This is a genomic window from Achromobacter sp. 2789STDY5608621 (genome assembly GCF_001299375.1).
Classification (GTDB): domain Bacteria; phylum Pseudomonadota; class Gammaproteobacteria; order Burkholderiales; family Burkholderiaceae_B; genus Achromobacter; species Achromobacter insuavis.
Genome location: NZ_CYTU01000013.1, coordinates 73,785 through 93,649, shown reverse-complemented (window position 1 = coordinate 93,649; position 19,865 = coordinate 73,785). Strand labels below are relative to the sequence as shown.

Sequence of the window (19,865 nt, the reverse complement as noted above, 5' to 3'; positions counted from 1 at the left end):
GACCGTGCAACTGGCCATGCTGATGCGCCAGCCCGCGGTCTGGAAGAGCGAGCTCGACAACGTCGGCACTACGCTGGCCAAGTACTTCGACACCCGTTCCCCCGACACGGTCGCGGCCCAGAACCTGGCCCGCGAACTGGCGCAGACCGACATCGCGGTGCGCATGCCCGATGTGTCCGACAGCCTGAACGCCGTGGCCGCGCTGCGCGCCGCCGGCTTCAAGACCAGCGATCAGGACTGACGCCCATGCGTACCTGGTTCTGGACTCTGCTGCTCGCCGTCATCGCCGTCGCCCTGGCGGTGGTGCTGCGCTCCCATTCCGGCAATGTGCTGCTGCTGGTCTGGCCGTGGCGCATCTCGATGTCGCTGACGCTGGCCGTGCTGCTGATCGTGGCGGCCTTCGTGGTGCTGTATGTGGGCCTGCGCCTGCTGGCCTGGCTGCTGGCCATTCCCGATCGCGTCCGCGCCTGGCGCGGCAAGCGCGCCCAGGCGCGCGATCACGAATTGCTCGAGCGCGGCTGGATCGGCCTGCTCGAAGGCCGTTATTCGCACGCCGAAAAAGACCTGACCAAGCTGCTCGAGCAGACCAAGGTGCAGACCCGCCGCGTGCTGGCCGCCTTGTCGGCCGCCCGCGCCGCGCATGGCCTGGGTGAATTCGACCGCCGCGACCGCCTGCTGGCGACCGCGCAGGAACAGGCCGGCGCCGACCCTGGCCTGGTGGAAGCCACCGCGACGGTCTCGGCCGACATGCTGCTGGACCAGGGCCGCGCCGAGCGCGCGCTGGCCGTGCTGGCGCCGCTGGCCGATGGCGGCGCCCGCCACCTGCACACCATGCGCCTGCTGCTGCGCGCGCACACGGCCCTGCACCATGACGAACAGGTCTTCACGCTGGCGCGCGGCCTGCTGCGCCGCAATGCGCTGGCGCGCACCGAAGGCGACCACCTGATCGACGTGGCCGGCGCGGCGCGCTTGCGCGCGGCGGCCGCCAACGACGGCTGGCGCGCCATCTGGAAGGACCTCAAGGCCGAGGAGCGCCTGCTGCCCGAAATCGCGCTGGCCGGCGCCGCCGCCTTCGAAGCGGCCGGCGAGGCCAACGAGGCCGCCAAGGTGCTCGAAGCCGCCATCGCCGTGAAATTCAATCCCGCCCTGGTGGCCGCCTACGCGCGTTGCGACGCCGAGCAGGTGTCGCGCCGCCTGGCCAAGGCCGAGACCTGGCTGCAGCAGCGTCCCACCGATCCCGACCTGCTGACCGCGCTGGGCATGCTGTGCCTGAACGGCCAGCTGTGGGGCCAGGCCGAACGCTACCTGCTGCGCAGCCTGTCGCGCCGCGGCGATGCGCAGACGCACGCGCTGCTGGGCAGCCTGTACGACCGTCTCGACCGTCCCGCCGACGCCGTGCGCCACTGGCGCCTCGCCACCGCCGCCAGCATGGCGCTGCCGGTGCTGGCCGCCGACGCGGCGCTGCCGGCCGCGGATATCGGCTCGGACCCCTACCGCCTGGACGCCGAGGGCGGCTATGCGGTGGGCCTCTCGGATGTCGACGCCGATATCGGCGGCGACTATCCCGCGCTGCCGCCCTCGGTGGCCGCGTCGGCCTCGGATTACGTGCTGGATCCGGACGCCCGCGCCAACAAGGAACAGCAGGCGCGCGCGCTGGCGCCGGAAGATGCGCCGGTCGTCGGCGGCACGTCCGACATCGACGAGTATTTCGACAGCGCGCCGATTCCGGCCGCCGCGTTCGACAATCCCGTGCCGACGTATTCGCCGGCCGCGCCGGCTTCGCCCAAGCCGGCCGCGCCCGCCGCGCCGGCGCCGACCACCAAGCCGCCGTTCAAGGACGACGGCTCGCTTTGATCCTCTTTCAGACTAACAAGGTTCAATCATGAGTTATGACCGCGTGTCCCCCGGCAAGAAGCTGCCGGAAGACTTCAATGTGATCATTGAAATCCCCATGAACGCCGACCCGGTGAAGTACGAGGTCGACAAGGAGTCGGGCGCGATCTTCGTCGACCGCTTCATGCTGACGGCCATGCACTACCCGTGCAACTACGGCTACATCCCGCAGACCCTGTCGGAAGACGGCGACCCCGCCGACGTGCTGGTGCTGACCCCGTTCCCGATCCAGATCGGCGCCGTGGTGCGCTGCCGCGCCATCGGCGTGCTGGAAATGGACGACGAGTCGGGTGGCGACGCCAAGCTGCTGGCCGTGCCGATCGAAAAGCTGTACCCCCCGTACCGTAACATCAAGTCCTACGAAGACCTGCCGGCCGAAGACACGGCCCGCATCCAGCACTTCTTCGAGCACTACAAGGACCTGGAAAAGGGCAAGTGGGTCAAGGTCAAGGGCTGGAAGGGCGTCGACGCCGCCCACGAGGAAATCGTCAAGAGCGCCGAGCGCTACAACAAGGCCTGATCGATCAGGCCTTGCGCCGCGCCGGTGTCGCACCGGCGGGCGCTTTCAGGCGGCGCGGCCGCGACGGCATGATGCCGATCGCCGCCGCGCCGTTGTCTTGCAGGCCCTGCAGATTCTGCGTCACCTGCGCCGCGGCGGCCTGGATGCGTTCCTGCAGCAGCGCCAGCCGCTTGGCGGGCGTGCGCGCCTCGGCGGCGATGAACACCAGGCTGCCCACCACCTTCTGGTCCGGCGTGAAGATCGCCGAGCCGATCCCCATCAATCCCGGGTCGACCTCGCCGTGCGAGACGCAGACGCCAGCCGCGCGCAGCTGCTTGATGTTGGCGCGGAACGCATCCCAATCCTCGCCCAGGCCGGCCTCGCGGATCTCCGCGGCGTGCCACAGCATCAGGTTGCGCAGCTGGTAGGGCGGCAGATTGGCCAGGATGGGCTTGGCGGTGGCGCCGCGGAACATCGGGAAGGGGCGGCCGCGCGCGTAGCTGGATTCGATCGAATGGTCGGTCCAGTAGCGGTCCACGCACATGACCTTGTCGCCGTAGTAGCTGCACAGCATCAGGTTGGCGTTGAGTTCGTCGCCGGTGGCGCGCATGACCTCGCGCGCCGCGCGCATCAGCGGGTCGTGCTGGCGCAGGTGCCGGTCGAGCTCGATGATGCGCGAGCCGAGCACGTAGGCGCCGCCCGCGGTCGGCGCCAGCAGGCCGCTTTCGGTGAGCGACTTGAGATAGCGGTAGGCCGTGGCGCGCGAGCACTCCAGATGCGCCATGACGTCTTCCTGGAAGGCGGCGGTGGTGTCGTCGCGGAAGAGATCGAGGATGGACAACATGCGATCGGGAGTGCTCATTGCTGCTGACGTGCCTAGTGAATGTGGAAGCCGCCGTTGACGTCGACCACGATGCCGGTTGAGTAGGAGGACAGGTCCGAGGCCAGGAAGAGAATGGCCTGCGCCACTTCGGCCGGGGAGCCGAAGCGTTGCAGCGGAATGCCCTGTTTGAGTTCTTGTTCCCAATTTTCGCCGAATTTGCCGAGCGTCATGTCGGTCTCGATGATGCCCGGCGCCACGCAGTTGGCGCGCACGCCGCGCGGCCCCAGTTCCCGCGCCAGCGCCTTGGTGAAGCTGATCACGCCGCCCTTGGAGGCGGCGTAGTGCGAACCGCCCAGCAGGCCGCCGCCGCGCAGGGCGGCGGTCGAGCCGAGGTTGACGATGGCCGGGTGGCGCTCGCTTTCCAGCAGCCGGGGCAGGGCGGCGCGCGTCACGTTGTAGGTGCCGGTCAGGTTGACGTCGACCATGCGGCGGAACTCGTCCTCGGGCAGGTCCCAGATGCGGGTCGCGGCGACGATGCCGGCGTTGTTCACCAGCACGTCGATGCCGCCCAGCGCCCGCGCCGCCTGCGCCACGGCCTGCTCGCAGGAGGCGCTGCTCGACACATCGCAGTGCAGGTTGACGCGGCCGCCGGCCAGCCCGGCGTCGGCGTGGTCGGGAAAGTCGCGGTCCAGCACCGCCACGCTGGCGCCCTGCGCCAGGAATTGCGCGACGATGGCGGCGCCGATGCCACGGGGGTTGGCGCCCCCCGTGACGACGGCCCGCTTGCCGGCCAACAGTCCGAGCGGGCCCCCGGTCATTGCTTCACCAGCGCGCAGCCGCCCTGGTCCAGCGGACGGAACGCCTGTTCGGCGGGAATCTTGCGCACCAGCTTGTAGTAGTCCCAGTCGCGCTTCGATTCTGACGGCTTCTTCACCTGGAACAGGTACAGGTCGCGCATCACGCGGCCATCCTCGCGGATGCGGCCGTTCTCGGTCATGAAGTCGTTGATGGGCGTGTCATGCATTTTCTTGATCACCGCCTCGGATGCATCGGTGCCGGCGGCCTTGACCGCGTTCAGGTAGTGCATGGTGGCGCTGTAGTTGCTGGCCTGCACCATCGACGGCATGCGGCCGGTGCGCTTGAAGTAGCGCTCGGACCATTGGCGCGCCTTGTCGTCCTGGTCCCAGTAGAACGGCTCGACCAGGTTCAGCCCCTGCGCGTATTCCAGTCCGACGCTGCGCACGTCGACGATGCTCATGAAGAGCGCCGCCACGCGCTGCTTGCTGCCCATGATGCCGAATTCGAACGCCTGCTTGATGCTGTTGATGGTGTCGCCGCTGCCGTTGGCCAGGCCGATCACCTGCGCCTTGGAGGCCTGCGCCTGCAGCAGGAACGACGAGAAGTCGGCGCTGGCGATGGGGTGGCGCACGCTGCCGACCACCTGGCCGCCCTTGGCCTTGACCACCGCCATGGCGTCGCGTTCGAGCGAGTGGCCGAAGGCGTAGTCGGAGGTGATGAAGAACCAGCTCTTGCCGCCGTCTTCCATGACGCCGCTGGCCACGCCGGTGGCGTAGGCGTAGGTGTCGTAGGTCCAGTGCATGCCGTTGGGCGAGCAGGCCTTGCCGGTCAGGTCGGCCGAGCCGGCGCTGGTGAAGATCACCACGCGCTTCATCTGGCGGGTCAGGTCCTGCACCGCCAGGGCGATGGCGGAGTTGGGCACGTCCAGGATCAGGTCGACCTTGTCGTTCTCGTACCAGCGGCGCGCGATGGAGACGCCGATGTCCACCTTGTTCTGGTGGTCGGCGGACACCACCTCGATCGGCTTGCCCAGCACGGTGCCGCCGAAATCCTCGACGGCCATCTTCACGGCCTCGACGCCGAACTTGCCGGACAGGTCGGCCATCATGCCGGACTGGTCGCCCAGCACGCCGATCTTGACGACGTCGTCGGACACCTGGGCCTGGGCCGACAGCGAAACAGCGCCCAGCGCGCAGGCGGCCAGGCAAAGCTTGAAACGGGTATTCATGGGGTTGTCTCCTTGGGGGCTTATGTCTTTGCGCGCTGCCCTGTGCCGGGCGGTCGCGCGGATCTTGCCGGCGCGGCGCCTATTCCAGGGTCTGGCCGGCGTAGGCGTCGATGAACAGGTTGGGTTTCAGGAAGAAGCTCAGCACCAGCGCGCCGTGCGGCGCGCGCGCCACGTGCTGGTTGCCGCGCGGCCGCCAGACGTAGTCGCCGGCGCGCACTTCGCCTTCGGCATCGACGATCGAGCCTTCCAGCACATAGGTCTGCTCGACCTCGACGTGCTCGTGCAGCGGCAGTTCGGTGCCGGGCTGCCAGCGGAACAGCGCGGTCAGCAGGCCGGACTCCTTGTCCTGCATCAGCACCTTCATCTCGATGCCTTCGACCTGCGTGGGTTTCCAGGGCAGTTCGTCGACTTTCAGGAAGCGCGACGCCAGCGGCGGCAGCGCGTTGACTGCGGGGCAGCCAGGGGTTTCGAGGGCCATGATGTCTCCTAGCCAATACTCGTTATGGAAGAAAAAATAAAAATCTTGTTATTGAGTGTTTAAAAATAGTCGCGTATATTGAGATTAATGTCAATCCTGTTGTGAGCCAAGAAAAGCGGGATCGACACGAGCCGGACCGGGGGCCGCGGGGCTCGGGAAGCCTTTCCCGATGTCCGCGGTCCCGAGAGATCCGGCGCCTATAAGACAAGGAGACAAGCTTGAATCAGGACTATCTGGGCCAGACCTTCGGGTTGGCCGGGCGCACGGCGCTGGTGACGGGGGGCGCGCGCGGACTGGGATATGCCATCGCCGCCGGCCTGGGCCGGGCGGGCGCGCGCGTGGTGATCAACGATCTGTCGCAGGCCGCCTGCGACGCCGCCTGCGGGCAACTGGCCGCGGCCGGCATCACGGCGCGCAGCGCGGTGTTCGACGTGGCCGACGGCGACGCCGTGGCCGCAGCCGTGGCGCGGCTGGAAGCCGATGGCGTGGCCATCGACGTGCTGGTCAGCAATGCCGGCAACCAGAACCGCAAGCCAGTGGTGGAGATGGCGCCGGCCGAATGGCAGGCGTTGCAGAACGTCCATGTGAACGGCGCGTTCCATTGCGCCCGCGCGGTGCTGCCCGCCATGGCGGCGCGCGGCTTCGGCCGCATCGTGCTGATGTCGTCGGTCGCGGGCCAGGCCACCATGCCGAACATCGCGGCCTACGCCACCGCCAAGGGCGCGATCGCGGCGTTCACGCGCGCGCTGGCGGTCGAATACGGCGGCCAGGGCGTCACCTGCAACGCGCTGGCGCCGGGCTTCGTGCGCACCGACTTCACCCAGGGGCTGCAGGACAATCCGCAGTTCCAGTCGTTCCTGTCGAGCGCGGTGCCGGTGGGGCGCTGGGCCACGCCGGAGGACATCGCGCCGGCGGTGGTCTACCTGGCCTCGCCGGGCGCCGCGTTCGTCAATGGCCACGTGCTGGCGATCGACGGCGGCCTGTTGGCCCGCATGTAGGAGGACGGCCATGAGCACCCAAGCGGTTCTGTCCGCCCAGGGGCTGGTCAAGCGGTTCGGCGGCTTCAATGCCGTCGACGGCGTGTCCCTGGCCCTGCGGGAAGGTTCCATCCATGCCTTGATCGGCCCCAACGGCGCCGGCAAGACCACCTGCTTCAACCTGCTGACCAAATTCCTGACGCCCGACCAGGGCGTGATCCACTACCGCGGCCGCGACATCACGTCGCTGGCGCCGGAGCAGATCGCGCGCCTGGGCATCGTGCGCTCGTTCCAGATCTCGGCGGTGTTCCTGGGGCTGACCGTGCTGCAGAACATGCGCGTGGCGCTGATGCGCCAGCATGGCGACGGCCTGCGCTTCTGGCGCAGCCGCCGCAGCGTCGACCGCCTCAACGAGCAGGGCCTGGCCCTGCTGGACGCCGTGGGCCTGGCCGGCATGGCCGACACCACCGCGGCCCTGCTGCCCTATGGCCGCAAGCGGGCGCTGGAGATCGCCATGACCTTGGCGCTGGAGCCGGACGTGATGCTGCTGGACGAGCCGATGGCCGGCCTCGGCCAGGAAGACGTGGCGCGCATCGCGGCGCTGATCCGGCGCGTGTCGGCCAACCGCAGCATCCTGATGGTGGAGCACAACCTGTCGGTGGTCGCGGACCTGTCCGACACCATCACGGTGCTGGCGCGCGGCGCGGTGCTGGCGCAGGGCGACTACGCCACGGTGTCGCGCGACGAGCGCGTCATTACCGCCTACATGGGCTCGGAAGAGGGAGAGGGCTGATGCTGTCGATCAAGGACCTCAATGCCTGGTACGGCGAATCGCATGTGCTGCATGGCGTCGACATCGAGGTGCGGCGCGGCGAGCTGGTCACCATCCTGGGCCGCAACGGCGCCGGCAAGACCACCACGCTGCGCGCCGTCATGGGCATCCTGGACAAGCGCCGCGGCTCGATCCGGCTCAACGGCCAGGAAACCGTCGGCATGGCGCCGCACCGCATCCCGCGGCTGGGCGTGGTGTATTGCCCGGAGGAACGGGCGGTGTTCCGCAGCCTGAACGTGACCGAGAACCTGCTGCTGCCGCCGCGCCTGGCGGACGGCGGCATGTCGCTGGACGAGATCTACACCCTGTTTCCCAATCTGCGCGAACGCAGCGCCAGCTCCGGCGGCAACCTGTCGGGCGGCGAGCAGCAGATGCTGGCGATCGCCCGCATCCTGCGCACCGGCGCCCAGCTGATCCTGCTGGACGAACCCACCGAAGGGTTGGCGCCGGTGATCGTGCAGCAGATCGGGCAGGCCATCCGCACGCTCAAGGAGCGCGGTTTCACCATTGTGCTGGTCGAGCAGAATTTCCGCTTCGCCACCAAGGTGGCCGACCGCCACTACGTGATGGAGCATGGCCGCGTGGTCGACCAATTGTCGGCGCAAGAGGCGCGCAACGATCCCGAGCGGATCGCGAGCCGCCTGGGCGTCTGAGGGGGAGAATCCTGTGTTCGAAATTTTCGGTGTGCCGTCCACGGCACTGTTCGGCCAGCTCCTGCTCGGCCTGATCAACGGTTCGTTCTACGCCTTGCTCTCGATCGGGCTGGCGGTGATCTTCGGCCTGTTGAACATCATCAACTTCGCCCATGGCGCGCAGTACACGGCGGGCGCGTTCCTGGCCTGGATGCTGCTGAACTACCTGGGGGTGAACTACTGGGCCGCGCTGGTGCTGGTGCCGCTCATCATGGCGGCGTTCGCCATCGTGGTCGAGCGCGTGCTGATCTCGCGCACCTACCGCATGGACCATCTCTACGGGCTGCTGCTGACCTTCGGCATCGCCCTGCTGATCGAGGGCGGGCTGCGCCAGGCGTATGGCGTGTCGGGATTGCCTTACACCATCCCCAAGGCGCTGACGGGCGGGGTCAACCTGGGCTTCATGTTCCTGCCGTGGTACCGCGGCTGGGCGGTGGCGGTGTCGCTGGTGCTGTGCCTGGCGGTGTGGGTGCTGATCGAGAAGACCCGGGTCGGCGCCATGCTGCGCGCCGCCACGGAGAATCCGACCATCGTGCGGTCGTTCGGCATCAACGTGCCGCTGCTGATCACGCTGACCTACGCGCTGGGCGTGGCGCTGGCGTCGGTGGCGGGCGTGATCGCCGCGCCCATCTACCAGGTCAGCCCGATGATGGGCTCGAACCTGGTGGTGGTGGTGTTCGCGGTGGTGGTGATCGGCGGCATGGGCTCCATCATGGGCGCCATCGTCAGCGGCTTCGGGCTGGGCATCATCGAGGGGCTGACCAAGGTGTTCTATCCGGAGGCCGCCAACCTGGCGATCTTCATCATCATGGTGCTGGTGCTGCTGTGCAAGCCGGCGGGCCTGTTCGGCAAGCCGCTGCAGGTGCAGAACGTGCTGGCCGCCGAGGCCACCCGCCAGCCGGTGCAGCTGGGGCGCCGCGCCATGCGCGGGTGCATGGCGATCCTGGCGCTGGTGGCGCTGGCCGCGCCCTGGTTCGTCTATCCCACATTCCTGATGAAGGTGTTGTGCTTCGCGCTGTTCGCCGCGGCCTTCAACCTGCTGGTGGGCTATGTCGGCCTGCTGTCGTTCGGCCATGCGGCCTTCTTTGGCGCGGCGGCCTACGCCACCGGCATCGTCATGAAGCTGCTGGGCGCCACGCCCGAACTGGGCCTGCTGGCCGGGGTGCTGACCGGCGGCCTGCTGGGGCTGGCGTTCGGCGCCATCGCCATCCGGCGCCAGGGCATCTACTTCGCCATGATCACGCTGGCGCTGTCGCAGCTGGTGTACTTCATCGCGGTGCAGGCGGGCTTCACCGGCGGCGAGGATGGCCTGCAGAGCGTGCCGCGCGGCAAGCTGTTCGGCCTGATCGACCTGGATGGCGTGATGCCGATGTACTACTTCACGCTGGCGGTGTTCGCGCTGGGCTACGCCTTCGTGCTGCGGGTGCTCAATTCGCCCTTCGGCGAGGTGATCCGCTCGGTGCGCGACAACGAGCAGCGCGCCCGGTCGCTGGGTTATTCGACTTCGCGCTACAAGCTGCTGGCGTTCACCTTGTCGGCCTCGGTGGCGGGGCTGGCCGGCGGGCTCAAGGTGCTGGTGTTCGGCGTGGCCTCGCTGACCGACGTGCACTGGCACGCCAACGGCGAGGTGGTGCTGATGGCGCTGCTGGGCGGCATCGGCACGGTGTTCGGTCCGCTGGCCGGCGCCTTCACCTTCGTCTCGCTGCAAAACTACCTGGCGCCGCTGGGGTCGTGGGTCCTGATCGTGCAGGGCGCGATCTTCGTGCTGTGCGTATTGCTGTTCCGCGACGGCATCATGGGGCTGGTGTCCCGTGCCTGGCTCGCCGTCGCCCGTCCGAAAAAGGAGTCCTGATGTTCCTGCACGTCGTAATGCTGCAATTGTCCGGCGCCGCCGATGCGCGCTTCCATGACCGGGTGCAGGGCTACTGCGACCGCATCCTGGCCGAATGCGACGGGGTGGCGGGTTACGCCTTCCGGCCCAACCAGGCCAGTCGCTCGGACGGCCTGACCCACGCGGTGGTGGCGGCGTTCAGCGATGCCGCCGCCCATGACCGCTACCAGGTGTCGCCCGCCCACCAGGAGATGAAGGCCTACATGGCGGATTTCATCGAGCGCCTGGTGGTGTTCGATGGAGAAATCCCTACAATTTGCTGAATGTTTCCGTCGCCCCGGAACGGGATACACTCGCGGATGATTTTTGCGATCGGACCGTTCCACCCGTCATAGGTTGATAGATCATGGACTACGTATTGCCTCCCCAGCCGCTGACCGCGGTTCCCGTTGCCGGCAGCGCCGCGCTGTTCCCCGTGCGCCGCGTCTATTGCGTCGGCCGCAACTACGCCGAGCACGCCAAGGAAATGGGCTTCACCGGCCGTGAAGATCCGTTTTTCTTCTGCAAGCCCGCCGACGCCGTGCTGAGCGTCGCCGACGGCGAAACCGGCAAGATGCCGTATCCGCCCAAGACCTCCAACCTGCACTACGAAATGGAGCTGGTGGTGGTGCTGGGCAAGGGCGGCCGCGACATCCCGGTCGAAGAAGCCAACGACTGCGTCTGGGGCTACGCCCTGGGCCTGGACATGACCCGCCGCGACCTGCAGGGCGAAATGAAGAAGCAGGGCCGTCCCTGGGAAGTGGGCAAGGCCTTCGACCTGTCGGCGCCGCTGGGCCCGATCCACCCGCGCAGCGTGGTCGGCACGCTCGACAAGGGCGCCATCTGGCTCGACGTCAATGGCCAGCGCAAGCAGGCCAGCGACATCTCGCAGATGATCTGGAACGTGCCGGAGAGCATCTCCTACCTGTCGGGCCTGTTCGAACTGCAGCCCGGCGACATCATCTTCACCGGCACGCCGGAGGGCGTGGGCGCCGTGGTGCAGGGCGACGTCATCACCGGCGGCGTGGAAGGCCTGGGCGAACTTCGCGTCCAGATCGTTTAAAGTACGGCCCGGAATCGTTTCCCCACACTTCAGGAGCGCAGCATGCGCAGCAAGATCGTGCTGACCGCCTTCGTCGTGTTCGGCTTCGTACTCGCCGGTTGCAATACCGTGGCGGGCATGGGCAAGGACATGTCGCGAGCCGGCAACGCCATCACCAACGCCGCCGACAAGTAATCGTCCGGCCCAGGTGATAAAAAAGCCCCTTGATCACTCAAGGGGCTTTTTCTTTGGCGTGGAGGCTGGTCTACAGCACATCCCCGGCGTAGTCCGCCAGGCGCGAGCGCTCGCCGCGCTGCAGGGTGACGTGGCCCGAATGCGGCCAGCCCTTGAAGCGGTCGACCACGAACGTCAGGCCCGAGCTGCCTTCGGTCAGGTAGGGCGTGTCGATCTGGGCGATGTTGCCCAGGCAGATCACCTTGGTACCGGGGCCGGCGCGGGTCACCAGCGTCTTCATCTGCTTGGGCGTCAGGTTCTGGGCCTCGTCGATGATCAGGTACTTGTTCAGGAAGGTGCGACCGCGCATGAAGTTCAGCGACTTGACCTTGATGCGCGAACGGATCAGGTCCATGGTGGCGGCGCGCCCCCAGTCCCCGTTGCCTTCGCCTTCGCCCATGTTCAGCACGTCGAGGTTGTCTTCCAGCGCCCCCATCCAGGGCAGCATCTTTTCTTCCTCGGTGCCGGGCAGGAAGCCGATGTCCTCACCGACGGGCACCGTGACGCGGGTCATGATGATCTCGGTGTAGCGCTTGGTCTCGAGCACCTGGGTGATGCCGGCCGCCAGGGCCAGCAGCGTCTTGCCCGTGCCGGCCTGGCCCAGCAGCGACACGAAGTCGCATTCCGGGTTCATCAGCAGGTTCATGGCGAAGTTCTGCTCGCGGTTGCGCGCGGTGATGCCCCAGACGTTGTTCTTGCCGTGGGTATAGTCGCGCAGCGTCGCCAGCACCGCCATCTTGCCGCTGACCTCGCGCACCTGGGCATACAGGGGCATCTGGCCTTCGAAGTAGACGAACTGGTTGACCACGAACTGCGAACACAAGGGGCCGTGGATGCGGTAGAAGGTGGTGCCGCCCTGTTGCCAGGACTCGACGTCCTTGCCGTGCTTGTTCCAGAAGTCCTCGGGCAGCTGCATCACGCCCGAATACATCAGGTCCGAGTCTTCCAGGACGTGGTCGTTGAAGTAGTCTTCCGCGGCCATGCCGAGCGCGCGCGCCTTCAGGCGCATGTTGATGTCCTTGGACACCAGCACGACTTCGCGCTGTGGGTATTTTTCCTGCAGGGCCCGCACCACGCCCAGGATCTGGTTGTCGGCCTTGCCCATGGGCAGGTCCGACGGCAGGGTGCTGTGGATGGCGGTGGTCTGGAACATCAGGCGCCCGGTGGCGTCCTTGTTGCCCAGCTTGGCCAGCTCCAGGCCGTCTTCGAGCTGGGTCGCGTCCTGCACCAGCGCGTCGAGCGAACGGCTGACCTGGCGGGCGTTGCGCGCCACTTCCGACATGCCCTTTTTCTGGTGGTCCAGCTCTTCGAGCGTCATCATCGGCAGGAAGATGTCGTGCTCTTCGAAGCGGAACAGCGAGCTGGGGTCGTGCAGCAGCACGTTGGTGTCCAGCACGAACAGCTTGCGCGGCGCGTTCTGGGCTCGCGCCTTGGCGCGCTTGGCCGGGGCCGGGGCGGCCTTGGCCTGGCGGGCCGGCGCGCGCGTCGCCGGCGCGGCCGGCGGCGGGGGCGGAACCTGGCGGGCCGGGATCTGCGCCTTGTGGGCCGGCGCGCCGATGCCGTCGAGTTCGGGCTGGACCAGCAGCTCGTCCTCGTCGTCGTCGGCCAGGACGGCCTGGGTGTTCGACCGCGCAGCGGCGGTCTTGGTGCTGCGGGCCTGCGCCCGGGCGTTATCGCCCGAGGGGAAGGTCAGGATGGCTGCGGGGCGGGTGGGCAACTTCGGAAGCGGCATATGCGTCACTCTCCAGTATGGGCCGGCTATGGCACCTGACGGGTATTCCTGTGCACGGCTTAACCGATGCTCTTGGCGGCCTGCAGGACTTCCTTGGCGTGGTTCGGGACCTTCACCCCGCGCCACTCCTGCACCAGCACGCCGTAAGCGTCGATCAGAAAGGTGCTGCGCTCGATGCCGCGCACCTGCTTGCCGTACATGTTCTTCTGCTTGATGACGCCGTACAGATTGCACACGGTTTCGTCGGCGTCGGAGATGAGAGGGAAAGGAAGCTCGTACTTGGCCTTGAAGTTCTCGTGCGACTTCAGCGAATCGCGCGAGATTCCGACCACCACGGCGCTGGCCGACAGGAAGTCGGCGTGCAGGTCGCGGAAATCCTGGCTCTCGGTGGTGCAGCCAGGGGTGTTGTCCTTGGGATAGAAGTACAGGATCACGGCGCGGCCCTGGCACTGCTCCAGGCTGATCGGCCCGATGGTGCTTTCAGCGGTGAACAGCGGGGCGGGCTTGCCGATGATGGGCATCATCATGTCTGGGATTCTCCGTTGGGGGGGATGAGGGCCACGACGACGCGCCGGCCCTCCGCCATCAGGATGTTGTAGGTGCGCGAGGCGGCGTGGGTGTCCATGATTTCCACGCCGATACCCGCCGCCAACAGGGGACGCAGCACTTCGGGGCGCAGGAACTGTTGCCGGCCGCCCGTGCCCACCAGCAGCACTTCCGGCGCATTGGCCGGGCGGCTGGGGGTGGCTTCGGGTTCGTCCAGGAACGCCAACGGGTCGCGGACGGGCTCGGACAATCCGGCCGCCTGACGCAAGAGGGTGGGGGTGATGTCGGCCGGCGACTCAACGGGCCAATGGGTAACTTCGCCTTCGGGGCCAAACGCGACCGAGGAGGAAAAACGTACCTGGTTGACCTCGATATAACCGTCACCGTAGGCGGTGACGGTATTCAGAGCGGCCGTCGCAGGATCGGTATGCAGCTTCAATAAATACTCCGGCTTTATGGCTCCGATAATAGCGCATCAGGATGGCCATATGTTGCATGGTTTCCACTGCGAAATTGGGGGCTTTTTCGCCCAATTTGCCGCCCAGGCGTCCTTGCGCTAGATTACAGGGTTTTGCTGCGCCGCAAACGTGTGCTGGCGCGGCTTTTGAGCCCGTTTCCCCTTCGCGCCCTCGCGCCCTGGATTTTTGCCCCTTCGCCCCCTAAGGATTCCCATCATGAGGAAGTTCTCTCGCATTGAGCGTTTGCCCCCGTACGTTTTCAACATTACCGGCGAGCTCAAGATGGCGGCCCGTCGGCGCGGCGAGGACATCATCGACATGTCGATGGGCAATCCGGACGGCGCCACCCCCAAGCACATCGTCGACAAGATGGTCGAGGCCACCATCCGCCCGACCACCCACGGCTACTCGGTGTCCAAGGGCATCCCGCGCCTGCGCAAGGCCATCTGTGACTGGTACCAGCGCCGCTACGCGGTCGAGCTCGACCCCGATTCCGAAGCCATCGTCACCATCGGCTCCAAGGAAGGCCTGGCGCACCTGATGCTGGCCACCCTGGACCGCGGCGACACCGTGCTGGTGCCCAACCCCAGCTACCCGATTCACATCTATGGCGCGGTCATCGCCGGCGCCAATATCCGTTCCGTGCGCATGACGCCGGGCGTGGACTTCTTCGAGGAACTCGAGCGCGCCGTGCGCGAGTCGATTCCCAAGCCCAAGATGATGGTGCTGGGCTTCCCCAGCAACCCGACCGCCCAGTGCGTCGACCTGTCGTTCTTCGAGCGCGTGGTGGCCCTGGCCAAGGAACACGACATCCTGGTGGTGCACGACCTGGCCTACGCCGACATCACCTTCGACGGCTATGTCGCCCCCTCGATCATGCAGGTGCCCGGCGCGCGCGATGTCGCGGTCGAGTTCTTCACCATGAGCAAGAGCTACAACATGGCGGGCTGGCGCATCGGCTACATGGTCGGCAACCGCGAGCTGGTCGGCGCGCTGGCGCGCATCAAGAGCTATCACGACTACGGCACGTTCACGCCGATCCAGGTGGCCTCGATCGCCGCCCTGGACGGCCCGCAGGACTGCGTGAACGAGATCGTGGCGCAGTACCAAAGCCGCCGCGACGTGCTCGCGCGCGGTCTGCACGAAGCAGGTTGGAATGTGGAAATTCCCAAGGCGTCCATGTACATCTGGGCGCAGATCCCCGAACCCTACCGGGCAATGGGCTCTTTGGAATTTGCCAAGCGCGTCCTGTCGGATGCGAAGGTGGCCGTTTCCCCCGGGATCGGCTTCGGCGAGTATGGCGACGAATACGTGCGCTTCGCTCTTATCGAAAACGAGCAGCGCACCCGCCAGGCGGTGCGCGGCATCAAGGATATGTTCCGCAAGGACGGCTTGCTGTAGGTCCACCCCCGAAGCGCCTGCGGCGCTTCCCCCTCGAGGGGGCATGCCTGCGGACCGGCGGAGCCGGATCCGCGGCATCCCGATACCGGGGGCAGCCGTTTTTTGCGTGGCTTGCGTGGCGTAGCGCCCGCATTATGGAGAACTGAAATGAATTCCCCTCAACGCCCGCCCGCCGAGGGCGCCGCGATGAATCCCATGAAAGTGGGCCTGCTGGGCCTGGGCGTGGTCGGCGGCGGCACCTGGACGGTGCTGTCGCGCAATGCGGAAGAGATCGCGCGCCGCGCCGGTCGCCGCATTGAAGTGACCCGCGCCGCCGTGCGCGACGTGCCCAAGGCGCGCGCCCGCGTCGGCGACACGCTGCCCGTGGATACCGACGTGCACGCGCTGGTGCGCGATCCCGAGATCGACATCGTGGTCGAGCTGATCGGCGGCGACACCCTGGCGCGCGAGCTGGTGCTGGAAGCCATCGCCAACGGCAAGCACGTGGTCACCGCCAACAAGGCGCTGCTGGCCAAGCATGGCAACGAGATCTTCGCCGCGGCTTCCGAGCGTGGCGTGATGGTGGCCTTCGAAGCCGCCGTCGCCGGCGGCATCCCCATCATCAAGGCCATCCGCGAAGGCCTGACCGCCAACCGCATCCAGTGGGTCGCCGGCATCATCAACGGCACCACCAATTTCATCCTGTCGGAAATGCGCTCGCGCGGCCTGCCGTTCGCCGACGTGCTGGCCGAAGCCCAGCGCCTGGGCTACGCCGAAGCCGATCCCACGTTCGACGTGGAAGGCGTCGACGCCGCGCACAAGCTGACGCTGCTGGCCTCGCTGGCCTTCGGCGTGCCGGTGCAGTTCGACCGCGCCTACATCGAAGGCATCTCGCAGCTGGCCGCCGAGGACATCGAGCACGCCGAGCGCCTGGGCTACCGCATCAAGCTGCTGGGCATCACCAAGCGCCGCGCCGACGGCATCGAGCTGCGCGTGCACCCGGCGCTGGTGCCGGCCGAGCGCCTGCTGGCCAACGTCGAAGGCGCCATGAACGCGGTGCTGGTCAAGGGCGACGCCGTCGGCCCGACGCTGTACTACGGCCAGGGCGCTGGCGAAGAGCCGACCGCCTCGGCGGTGGTGGCCGACCTGGTCGACGTGACCCGCCTGCATACCGCCGATCCGGGCAACCGCGTGCCGCACCTGGCGTTCCAGCCGGACGCCATGGCCGACACGCCGATCCTGCCGATCGAGCAGGTCAGCACGTCGTACTACCTGCGCCTGCGCGTGGACGACCAGCCGGGCGTGCTGGCCGACATCGCGCGCCTCTTGGCCGACCGCTCGATCTCGATCGGCTCGATGATCCAGCAGCCCTCGCACATCGGCGGCGCGGACATCATCTTCCTGACGCACGAAGCGGTGGAAGGCAACGTCAACCAGGCCATCGAGCGCATCGAGGCCTTGCCGTTCGTACGGTCCAAGGTCACGCGCCTGCGCGTGGAGCACCTGATATGAAATACATCTCAACCCGCGGGGGCATGGCGCCCCAGCCGTTCTCCGACATCCTGCTCGAAGGGCTGGCGCCGGACGGCGGCCTGGCCGTGCCGGAGCAGCTGCCGCAGATCTCGGCCGAGACGCTGGAATCGTGGCGCGGCCTGCCGTACGCCGACCTGGCGTTCGAAGTGCTGTCGCGCTTTGCCACCGACATCCCGGCCGAGGACCTGCGCCGCCTGACCCACGCCGCCTACACCCCGCAGATCTTCAACAGCGAAGACATCGTCCCGCTGCGCCCGCTGAACGACGGCCTGTCGCTGCTGGGCCTGTCCGAGGGCCCGACGCTGGCCTTCAAGGACATGGCCATGCAGTTCCTGGGCCAGGTGTTCGAGTACGTGCTGACTCAACGCGGCACCACGCTCAACATCGTTGGCGCCACCTCGGGCGACACCGGTTCGGCGGCCGAATACGCGCTGCGCGGCAAGCACGGCGTGGCCGTGTTCATGCTGTCGCCGCACGGCCGCATGAGCGCGTTCCAGCGCGCCCAGATGTACTCGCTGCAGGACGAGAACATCCACAACATCGCCGTGCGCGGCGTGTTCGACGAAGCCCAGGACATCGTCAAGGCGCTGGCCGGCGACCTGGCCTTCAAGGCCAAGTACCGCCTGGGCGCGGTCAACTCGATCAACTGGGCGCGCATCGCCGCCCAGGTGGTGTACTACTTCCACGGCTGGCTGCGCGCCACCGACAAGCCGGGCCAGCAGGTTTCGTTCACGGTGCCCTCGGGCAACTTCGGCAACATCCTGTCGGGCCACATCGCCCGCGGCATGGGCCTGCCGGTGCGCCGCCTGGTGCTCGCCACCAACGAGAACAACGTGCTGGAAGAGTTCTTCCGCACTGGCGTCTACCGTCCGCGTCCGGCCGAGCAGACCTACGCTACCTCCAGCCCGTCGATGGACATCTCGCGCGCCTCGAACTTCGAGCGCTTCATCTTCGACCTGGTCGGCCGCGACGCCGACCGCGTCAAGGCGCTGTGGGCGGACATGGCGCGCGACGGCTTCTTCGACCTGTCGGCGCTCAAGCCGCAATTCGAGGCGCAGTACGGCTTCGTCTCGGGCGCCAGCTCGCACGAAGATCGCCTGGCCACGATCCGTTCGCTCTACGACGAGACCGGCGTGCTGGTCGATCCGCACACCGCCGACGGCGTCAAGGTCGCGCGCGAGCACGTCGAGCCCGGCGTGCCGATGCTGGTGCTGGAAACCGCCTTGCCGGCCAAGTTCTCGGAAACCATCGAGGCCGCGCTGGGCCGTCCGGCCACGCCGCCGGGCAACCTGGCCAACCTGGAATCCTTGCCGCAGCGCGTCGAAGTCATGGACTGCGATGCCGCCGCCGTGCGCCGCTACATCGAGGCCCACGCCAAGGTGTAAAGGCAGCTTGCGGTTGTATGGGGTTGCAACCCCTCGCGGTGTGAGCCGCGAGGGGTTTTTTACTTTCACACGCATTTTGGCCACATGCCGTCACTTTTTCCCGGCGCGCATCCGATACAGTGAATCCACCATTCACACTCGGAGAACACGCCCATGAACCTGAAGACCATGACGTTGGCCCTGGTGGTGACCGGAGTTGGGGTGCTGGCCGGATGCTCGTCGCCCTCGGTCATTCAGCAACGGGACGGGACCTCGACCGTGACGCCCGACGCGCCGACCTACGACAAGAAGTCCGGCATGTACGAGTACGACAAGGACGGCAAGAAGGTCCAGATCAACAAGGACGATGTGAAGTCCATCGAAGAGGTCAAGTAACCCTTCGCCAAGCTGTTGACGAAAAAAAGCCCCGGCCTCGGCCGGGGCTTTTCGTTGGCGGCGCGGCTTACTTGCCCGCGTCCTCGGCGTGGTAGCGGCCCACGCGCTCGACTTCGTTCTTCGAGCCCAGGATCACGCTGACGCGCTGGTGCAGCTTGTCGGGCTGGATGTCCAGGATGCGCTCGGTGCCGTTGATCGAGGCGCCGCCGGCCTGCTCGATGAGGAAGCTCATCGGATTGGCTTCGTACATCAGGCGCAGCTTGCCGGCCTTGCCCGGCTCGCGCGCGTCCCAGGGATACATGAAGATGCCGCCGCGGGTCAGGATGCGATGCACGTCCGCCACCATCGAGGCGATCCAGCGCATGTTGTAGTCCTTGCCCAGGGGGCCGGTGGAGCCGGCCAGGCAATCGTCGATGTAGCGCTTGACCGGGGGAGCCCAGTGGCGCATGTTCGACATGTTGATGGCGAATTCCTTGGTGTCTTCCGGCACGCGGATGTTCTCGTGGGTCAGCACCCATGAACCCATTTCGCGGTCCAGCGTGAAGCCCACCACGCCGTTGCCGATGGTCAGCACCAGCATGGTCTGCGGGCCGTAGACGGCATAGCCGGCCACCACCTGCTTGTTGCCCGGCTGCAGGAAGTCGGCTTCACAGACCGGCGCGCCCGACACGTTGTGGGGGGCATGCAGCACCGAGAAGATGGTGCCGATCGACACGTTCACGTCGATGTTCGACGAGCCGTCCAGGGGATCGAACAGCAGCAGGTATTCGCCCTTGGGGTAGCGGTTCGGAATCAGGTGGATGGTCTCCATCTCTTCCGAGGCCATGGCCGCCAGATGGCCGCCCCATTCGTTGGCTTCGAGCAGGATTTCGTTGGACAGCACGTCCAGCTTCTTCTGCACTTCGCCCTGCACGTTCTCGCTTTCGAGGCTGCCAAGGACGCCGCCGAGCGCGCCCTTGCTGACCGCGTGGCTGATCGCCTTGCAGGCGCGCGCCACGACTTCGATGAGCAGCCGCACTTCGGGGGCCAGGGCCTGCGCGGAGCGTTGCTGCTCCACCAGGTATTGGGTAAGTGTTTTACGTTTCAAGAG

The 19,865-nt window shown here is 67.0% G+C and carries 22 protein-coding genes; 14 read left to right on the top strand and 8 right to left on the bottom strand.

Translation table 11 applies throughout. The features are described from left to right. The 3 genes from AOZ53_RS15090 to ppa all read left to right on the top strand — a co-directional run. The coding region (locus tag AOZ53_RS15090) for a uroporphyrinogen-III C-methyltransferase (protein WP_197286490.1) at positions 1-241 on the top strand (241 nt) is incomplete at its 5' end. Positions 242-246: 5 nt separating this feature from the next. Continuing rightward, positions 247-1,854, top strand: coding sequence for a heme biosynthesis HemY N-terminal domain-containing protein (locus tag AOZ53_RS15085; RefSeq protein ID WP_054433336.1), 1,608 nt, complete (start codon positions 247-249; stop codon positions 1,852-1,854). A gap of 28 nt (positions 1,855-1,882) precedes the next feature. Beyond that, complete coding sequence (gene ppa, locus AOZ53_RS15080) at positions 1,883-2,413, top strand: inorganic diphosphatase (protein ID WP_054433335.1); 531 nt, start codon at positions 1,883-1,885, stop codon at positions 2,411-2,413. 4 nt (positions 2,414-2,417) lie between these two features. Here the strand turns inward: ppa and AOZ53_RS15075 are convergent, their stop codons facing one another. The 4 genes from AOZ53_RS15075 to AOZ53_RS15060 form a co-directional block, all read right to left on the bottom strand. Continuing rightward, entirely contained in the window at positions 2,418-3,254 is an 837-nt protein-coding gene (locus tag AOZ53_RS15075; RefSeq protein WP_054433334.1) for an IclR family transcriptional regulator, read from the bottom strand. Between the two features lie 14 nt (positions 3,255-3,268). After that, the gene (locus AOZ53_RS15070; protein ID WP_054433333.1) at positions 3,269-4,033 is read right to left on the bottom strand and encodes an SDR family NAD(P)-dependent oxidoreductase; all 765 of its coding nucleotides are present in this window, start codon (positions 4,031-4,033) and stop codon (positions 3,269-3,271) included. Then, positions 4,030-5,241, bottom strand: coding sequence for an ABC transporter substrate-binding protein (locus AOZ53_RS15065; protein WP_054488353.1), 1,212 nt, complete (start codon positions 5,239-5,241; stop codon positions 4,030-4,032). The genes AOZ53_RS15070 and AOZ53_RS15065 overlap by 4 nt, the downstream gene beginning before the upstream one ends. A gap of 79 nt (positions 5,242-5,320) precedes the next feature. Further along, positions 5,321-5,719 carry a cupin domain-containing protein gene (locus AOZ53_RS15060; protein ID WP_054488351.1) on the bottom strand — a complete coding sequence of 133 codons (399 nt, stop codon included), beginning with the start codon at positions 5,717-5,719 and terminating at the stop codon, positions 5,321-5,323. Between the two features lie 218 nt (positions 5,720-5,937). On the opposite strand from AOZ53_RS15060, the gene AOZ53_RS15055 reads away from it, so the two are divergent. The 7 genes from AOZ53_RS15055 to AOZ53_RS15025 all read left to right on the top strand — a co-directional run bounded on the left by AOZ53_RS15055 (position 5,938) and on the right by AOZ53_RS15025 (position 11,327). Further along, on the top strand, positions 5,938-6,717 hold the full coding sequence (locus AOZ53_RS15055) for an SDR family NAD(P)-dependent oxidoreductase (protein ID WP_054488349.1): 780 nt from the start codon (positions 5,938-5,940) through the stop codon (positions 6,715-6,717). A 10-nt stretch (positions 6,718-6,727) separates the two neighbouring features. Further along, a complete protein-coding gene (locus tag AOZ53_RS15050; RefSeq protein ID WP_054433329.1) occupies positions 6,728-7,489 on the top strand; it encodes an ABC transporter ATP-binding protein in 762 nt (253 codons plus the stop codon). Next, a complete protein-coding gene (locus AOZ53_RS15045; protein WP_054488347.1) occupies positions 7,489-8,181 on the top strand; it encodes an ABC transporter ATP-binding protein in 693 nt (230 codons plus the stop codon). Before AOZ53_RS15050 ends, AOZ53_RS15045 begins: the two co-directional genes overlap by 1 nt. Positions 8,182-8,194: 13 nt before the next feature. Next, the gene (locus AOZ53_RS15040; RefSeq protein ID WP_054433327.1) at positions 8,195-10,072 is read left to right on the top strand and encodes an ABC transporter permease; all 1,878 of its coding nucleotides are present in this window, start codon (positions 8,195-8,197) and stop codon (positions 10,070-10,072) included. Beyond that, positions 10,072-10,374: a Dabb family protein gene (locus AOZ53_RS15035; RefSeq protein WP_006393770.1), complete on the top strand. Its 303-nt coding sequence runs from the start codon at positions 10,072-10,074 to the stop codon at positions 10,372-10,374. Before AOZ53_RS15040 ends, AOZ53_RS15035 begins: the two co-directional genes overlap by 1 nt. Positions 10,375-10,457: 83 nt before the next feature. Beyond that, a complete protein-coding gene (locus AOZ53_RS15030) occupies positions 10,458-11,153 on the top strand; it encodes a fumarylacetoacetate hydrolase family protein (RefSeq protein ID WP_054433325.1) in 696 nt (231 codons plus the stop codon). 42 nt (positions 11,154-11,195) lie between these two features. Then, entirely contained in the window at positions 11,196-11,327 is a 132-nt protein-coding gene (locus AOZ53_RS15025) for an entericidin A/B family lipoprotein (protein WP_006388428.1), read from the top strand. Positions 11,328-11,397: 70 nt separating this feature from the next. Here AOZ53_RS15025 and AOZ53_RS15020 read toward each other — a convergent pair whose 3' ends face one another. From AOZ53_RS15020 to AOZ53_RS15010, 3 genes are read right to left on the bottom strand one after another with little or no spacing between them, the layout of a single operon-like run. After that, complete coding sequence (locus AOZ53_RS15020) at positions 11,398-13,098, bottom strand: PhoH family protein (RefSeq protein WP_054433324.1); 1,701 nt, start codon at positions 13,096-13,098, stop codon at positions 11,398-11,400. Between the two features lie 59 nt (positions 13,099-13,157). Then, positions 13,158-13,622, bottom strand: coding sequence for a peroxiredoxin (locus AOZ53_RS15015; protein WP_025140314.1), 465 nt, complete (start codon positions 13,620-13,622; stop codon positions 13,158-13,160). Continuing rightward, entirely contained in the window at positions 13,622-14,083 is a 462-nt protein-coding gene (locus tag AOZ53_RS15010) for an Mth938-like domain-containing protein (RefSeq protein ID WP_054433323.1), read from the bottom strand. The genes AOZ53_RS15015 and AOZ53_RS15010 overlap by 1 nt, the downstream gene beginning before the upstream one ends. 235 nt (positions 14,084-14,318) lie before the next feature. Between AOZ53_RS15010 and alaC the strand changes: the two genes are divergently transcribed. From alaC to AOZ53_RS14990, 4 genes are all read left to right on the top strand, one after another. After that, positions 14,319-15,503 (top strand): alanine transaminase, encoded by a 1,185-nt coding sequence (gene alaC / locus AOZ53_RS15005; RefSeq protein WP_006393775.1) that lies wholly within the window; start codon positions 14,319-14,321, stop codon positions 15,501-15,503. Positions 15,504-15,689: 186 nt separating this feature from the next. Beyond that, the gene (locus AOZ53_RS15000; RefSeq protein ID WP_054433322.1) at positions 15,690-16,994 is read left to right on the top strand and encodes a homoserine dehydrogenase; all 1,305 of its coding nucleotides are present in this window, start codon (positions 15,690-15,692) and stop codon (positions 16,992-16,994) included. Continuing rightward, a complete protein-coding gene (gene thrC, locus AOZ53_RS14995; protein ID WP_054433321.1) occupies positions 16,991-18,400 on the top strand; it encodes a threonine synthase in 1,410 nt (469 codons plus the stop codon). Before AOZ53_RS15000 ends, thrC begins: the two co-directional genes overlap by 4 nt. A 153-nt stretch (positions 18,401-18,553) precedes the next feature. Continuing rightward, positions 18,554-18,775 (top strand): YgdI/YgdR family lipoprotein, encoded by a 222-nt coding sequence (locus tag AOZ53_RS14990; protein WP_054433320.1) that lies wholly within the window; start codon positions 18,554-18,556, stop codon positions 18,773-18,775. A 67-nt stretch (positions 18,776-18,842) separates the two neighbouring features. On the opposite strand, the gene AOZ53_RS14985 is transcribed toward AOZ53_RS14990, so the two are convergent. Next, entirely contained in the window at positions 18,843-19,862 is a 1,020-nt protein-coding gene (locus tag AOZ53_RS14985; protein WP_054433319.1) for a class 1 fructose-bisphosphatase, read from the bottom strand. Between the last annotated feature and the right edge of the window lie 3 nt (positions 19,863-19,865).

What these genes read in the sequence shown, in the direction of transcription:
- AOZ53_RS15035 (WP_006393770.1), top strand. Translation starts at nt 10,072, where the DNA reads ATGTTCCTGCACGTCGTAATGCTGCAATTGTCCGGCGCCGCCGATGCG.
- AOZ53_RS15085 (WP_054433336.1), top strand. Translation starts at nt 247, where the DNA reads ATGCGTACCTGGTTCTGGACTCTGCTGCTCGCCGTCATCGCCGTCGCC.
- AOZ53_RS15050 (WP_054433329.1), top strand. Translation starts at nt 6,728, where the DNA reads ATGAGCACCCAAGCGGTTCTGTCCGCCCAGGGGCTGGTCAAGCGGTTC.
- alaC (WP_006393775.1), top strand. Translation starts at nt 14,319, where the DNA reads ATGAGGAAGTTCTCTCGCATTGAGCGTTTGCCCCCGTACGTTTTCAAC.
- AOZ53_RS15070 (WP_054433333.1), bottom strand. Translation starts at nt 4,033, where the DNA reads ATGACCGGGGGCCCGCTCGGACTGTTGGCCGGCAAGCGGGCCGTCGTC.
- ppa (WP_054433335.1), top strand. Translation starts at nt 1,883, where the DNA reads ATGAGTTATGACCGCGTGTCCCCCGGCAAGAAGCTGCCGGAAGACTTC.
- AOZ53_RS15000 (WP_054433322.1), top strand. Translation starts at nt 15,690, where the DNA reads ATGAATCCCATGAAAGTGGGCCTGCTGGGCCTGGGCGTGGTCGGCGGC.
- AOZ53_RS15030 (WP_054433325.1), top strand. Translation starts at nt 10,458, where the DNA reads ATGGACTACGTATTGCCTCCCCAGCCGCTGACCGCGGTTCCCGTTGCC.
- AOZ53_RS15015 (WP_025140314.1), bottom strand. Translation starts at nt 13,622, where the DNA reads ATGATGCCCATCATCGGCAAGCCCGCCCCGCTGTTCACCGCTGAAAGC.
- AOZ53_RS15065 (WP_054488353.1), bottom strand. Translation starts at nt 5,241, where the DNA reads ATGAATACCCGTTTCAAGCTTTGCCTGGCCGCCTGCGCGCTGGGCGCT.
- AOZ53_RS15045 (WP_054488347.1), top strand. Translation starts at nt 7,489, where the DNA reads ATGCTGTCGATCAAGGACCTCAATGCCTGGTACGGCGAATCGCATGTG.
- AOZ53_RS14990 (WP_054433320.1), top strand. Translation starts at nt 18,554, where the DNA reads ATGAACCTGAAGACCATGACGTTGGCCCTGGTGGTGACCGGAGTTGGG.
- AOZ53_RS15060 (WP_054488351.1), bottom strand. Translation starts at nt 5,719, where the DNA reads ATGGCCCTCGAAACCCCTGGCTGCCCCGCAGTCAACGCGCTGCCGCCG.
- AOZ53_RS15025 (WP_006388428.1), top strand. Translation starts at nt 11,196, where the DNA reads ATGCGCAGCAAGATCGTGCTGACCGCCTTCGTCGTGTTCGGCTTCGTA.
- AOZ53_RS15020 (WP_054433324.1), bottom strand. Translation starts at nt 13,098, where the DNA reads ATGCCGCTTCCGAAGTTGCCCACCCGCCCCGCAGCCATCCTGACCTTC.
- AOZ53_RS15075 (WP_054433334.1), bottom strand. Translation starts at nt 3,254, where the DNA reads ATGAGCACTCCCGATCGCATGTTGTCCATCCTCGATCTCTTCCGCGAC.
- thrC (WP_054433321.1), top strand. Translation starts at nt 16,991, where the DNA reads ATGAAATACATCTCAACCCGCGGGGGCATGGCGCCCCAGCCGTTCTCC.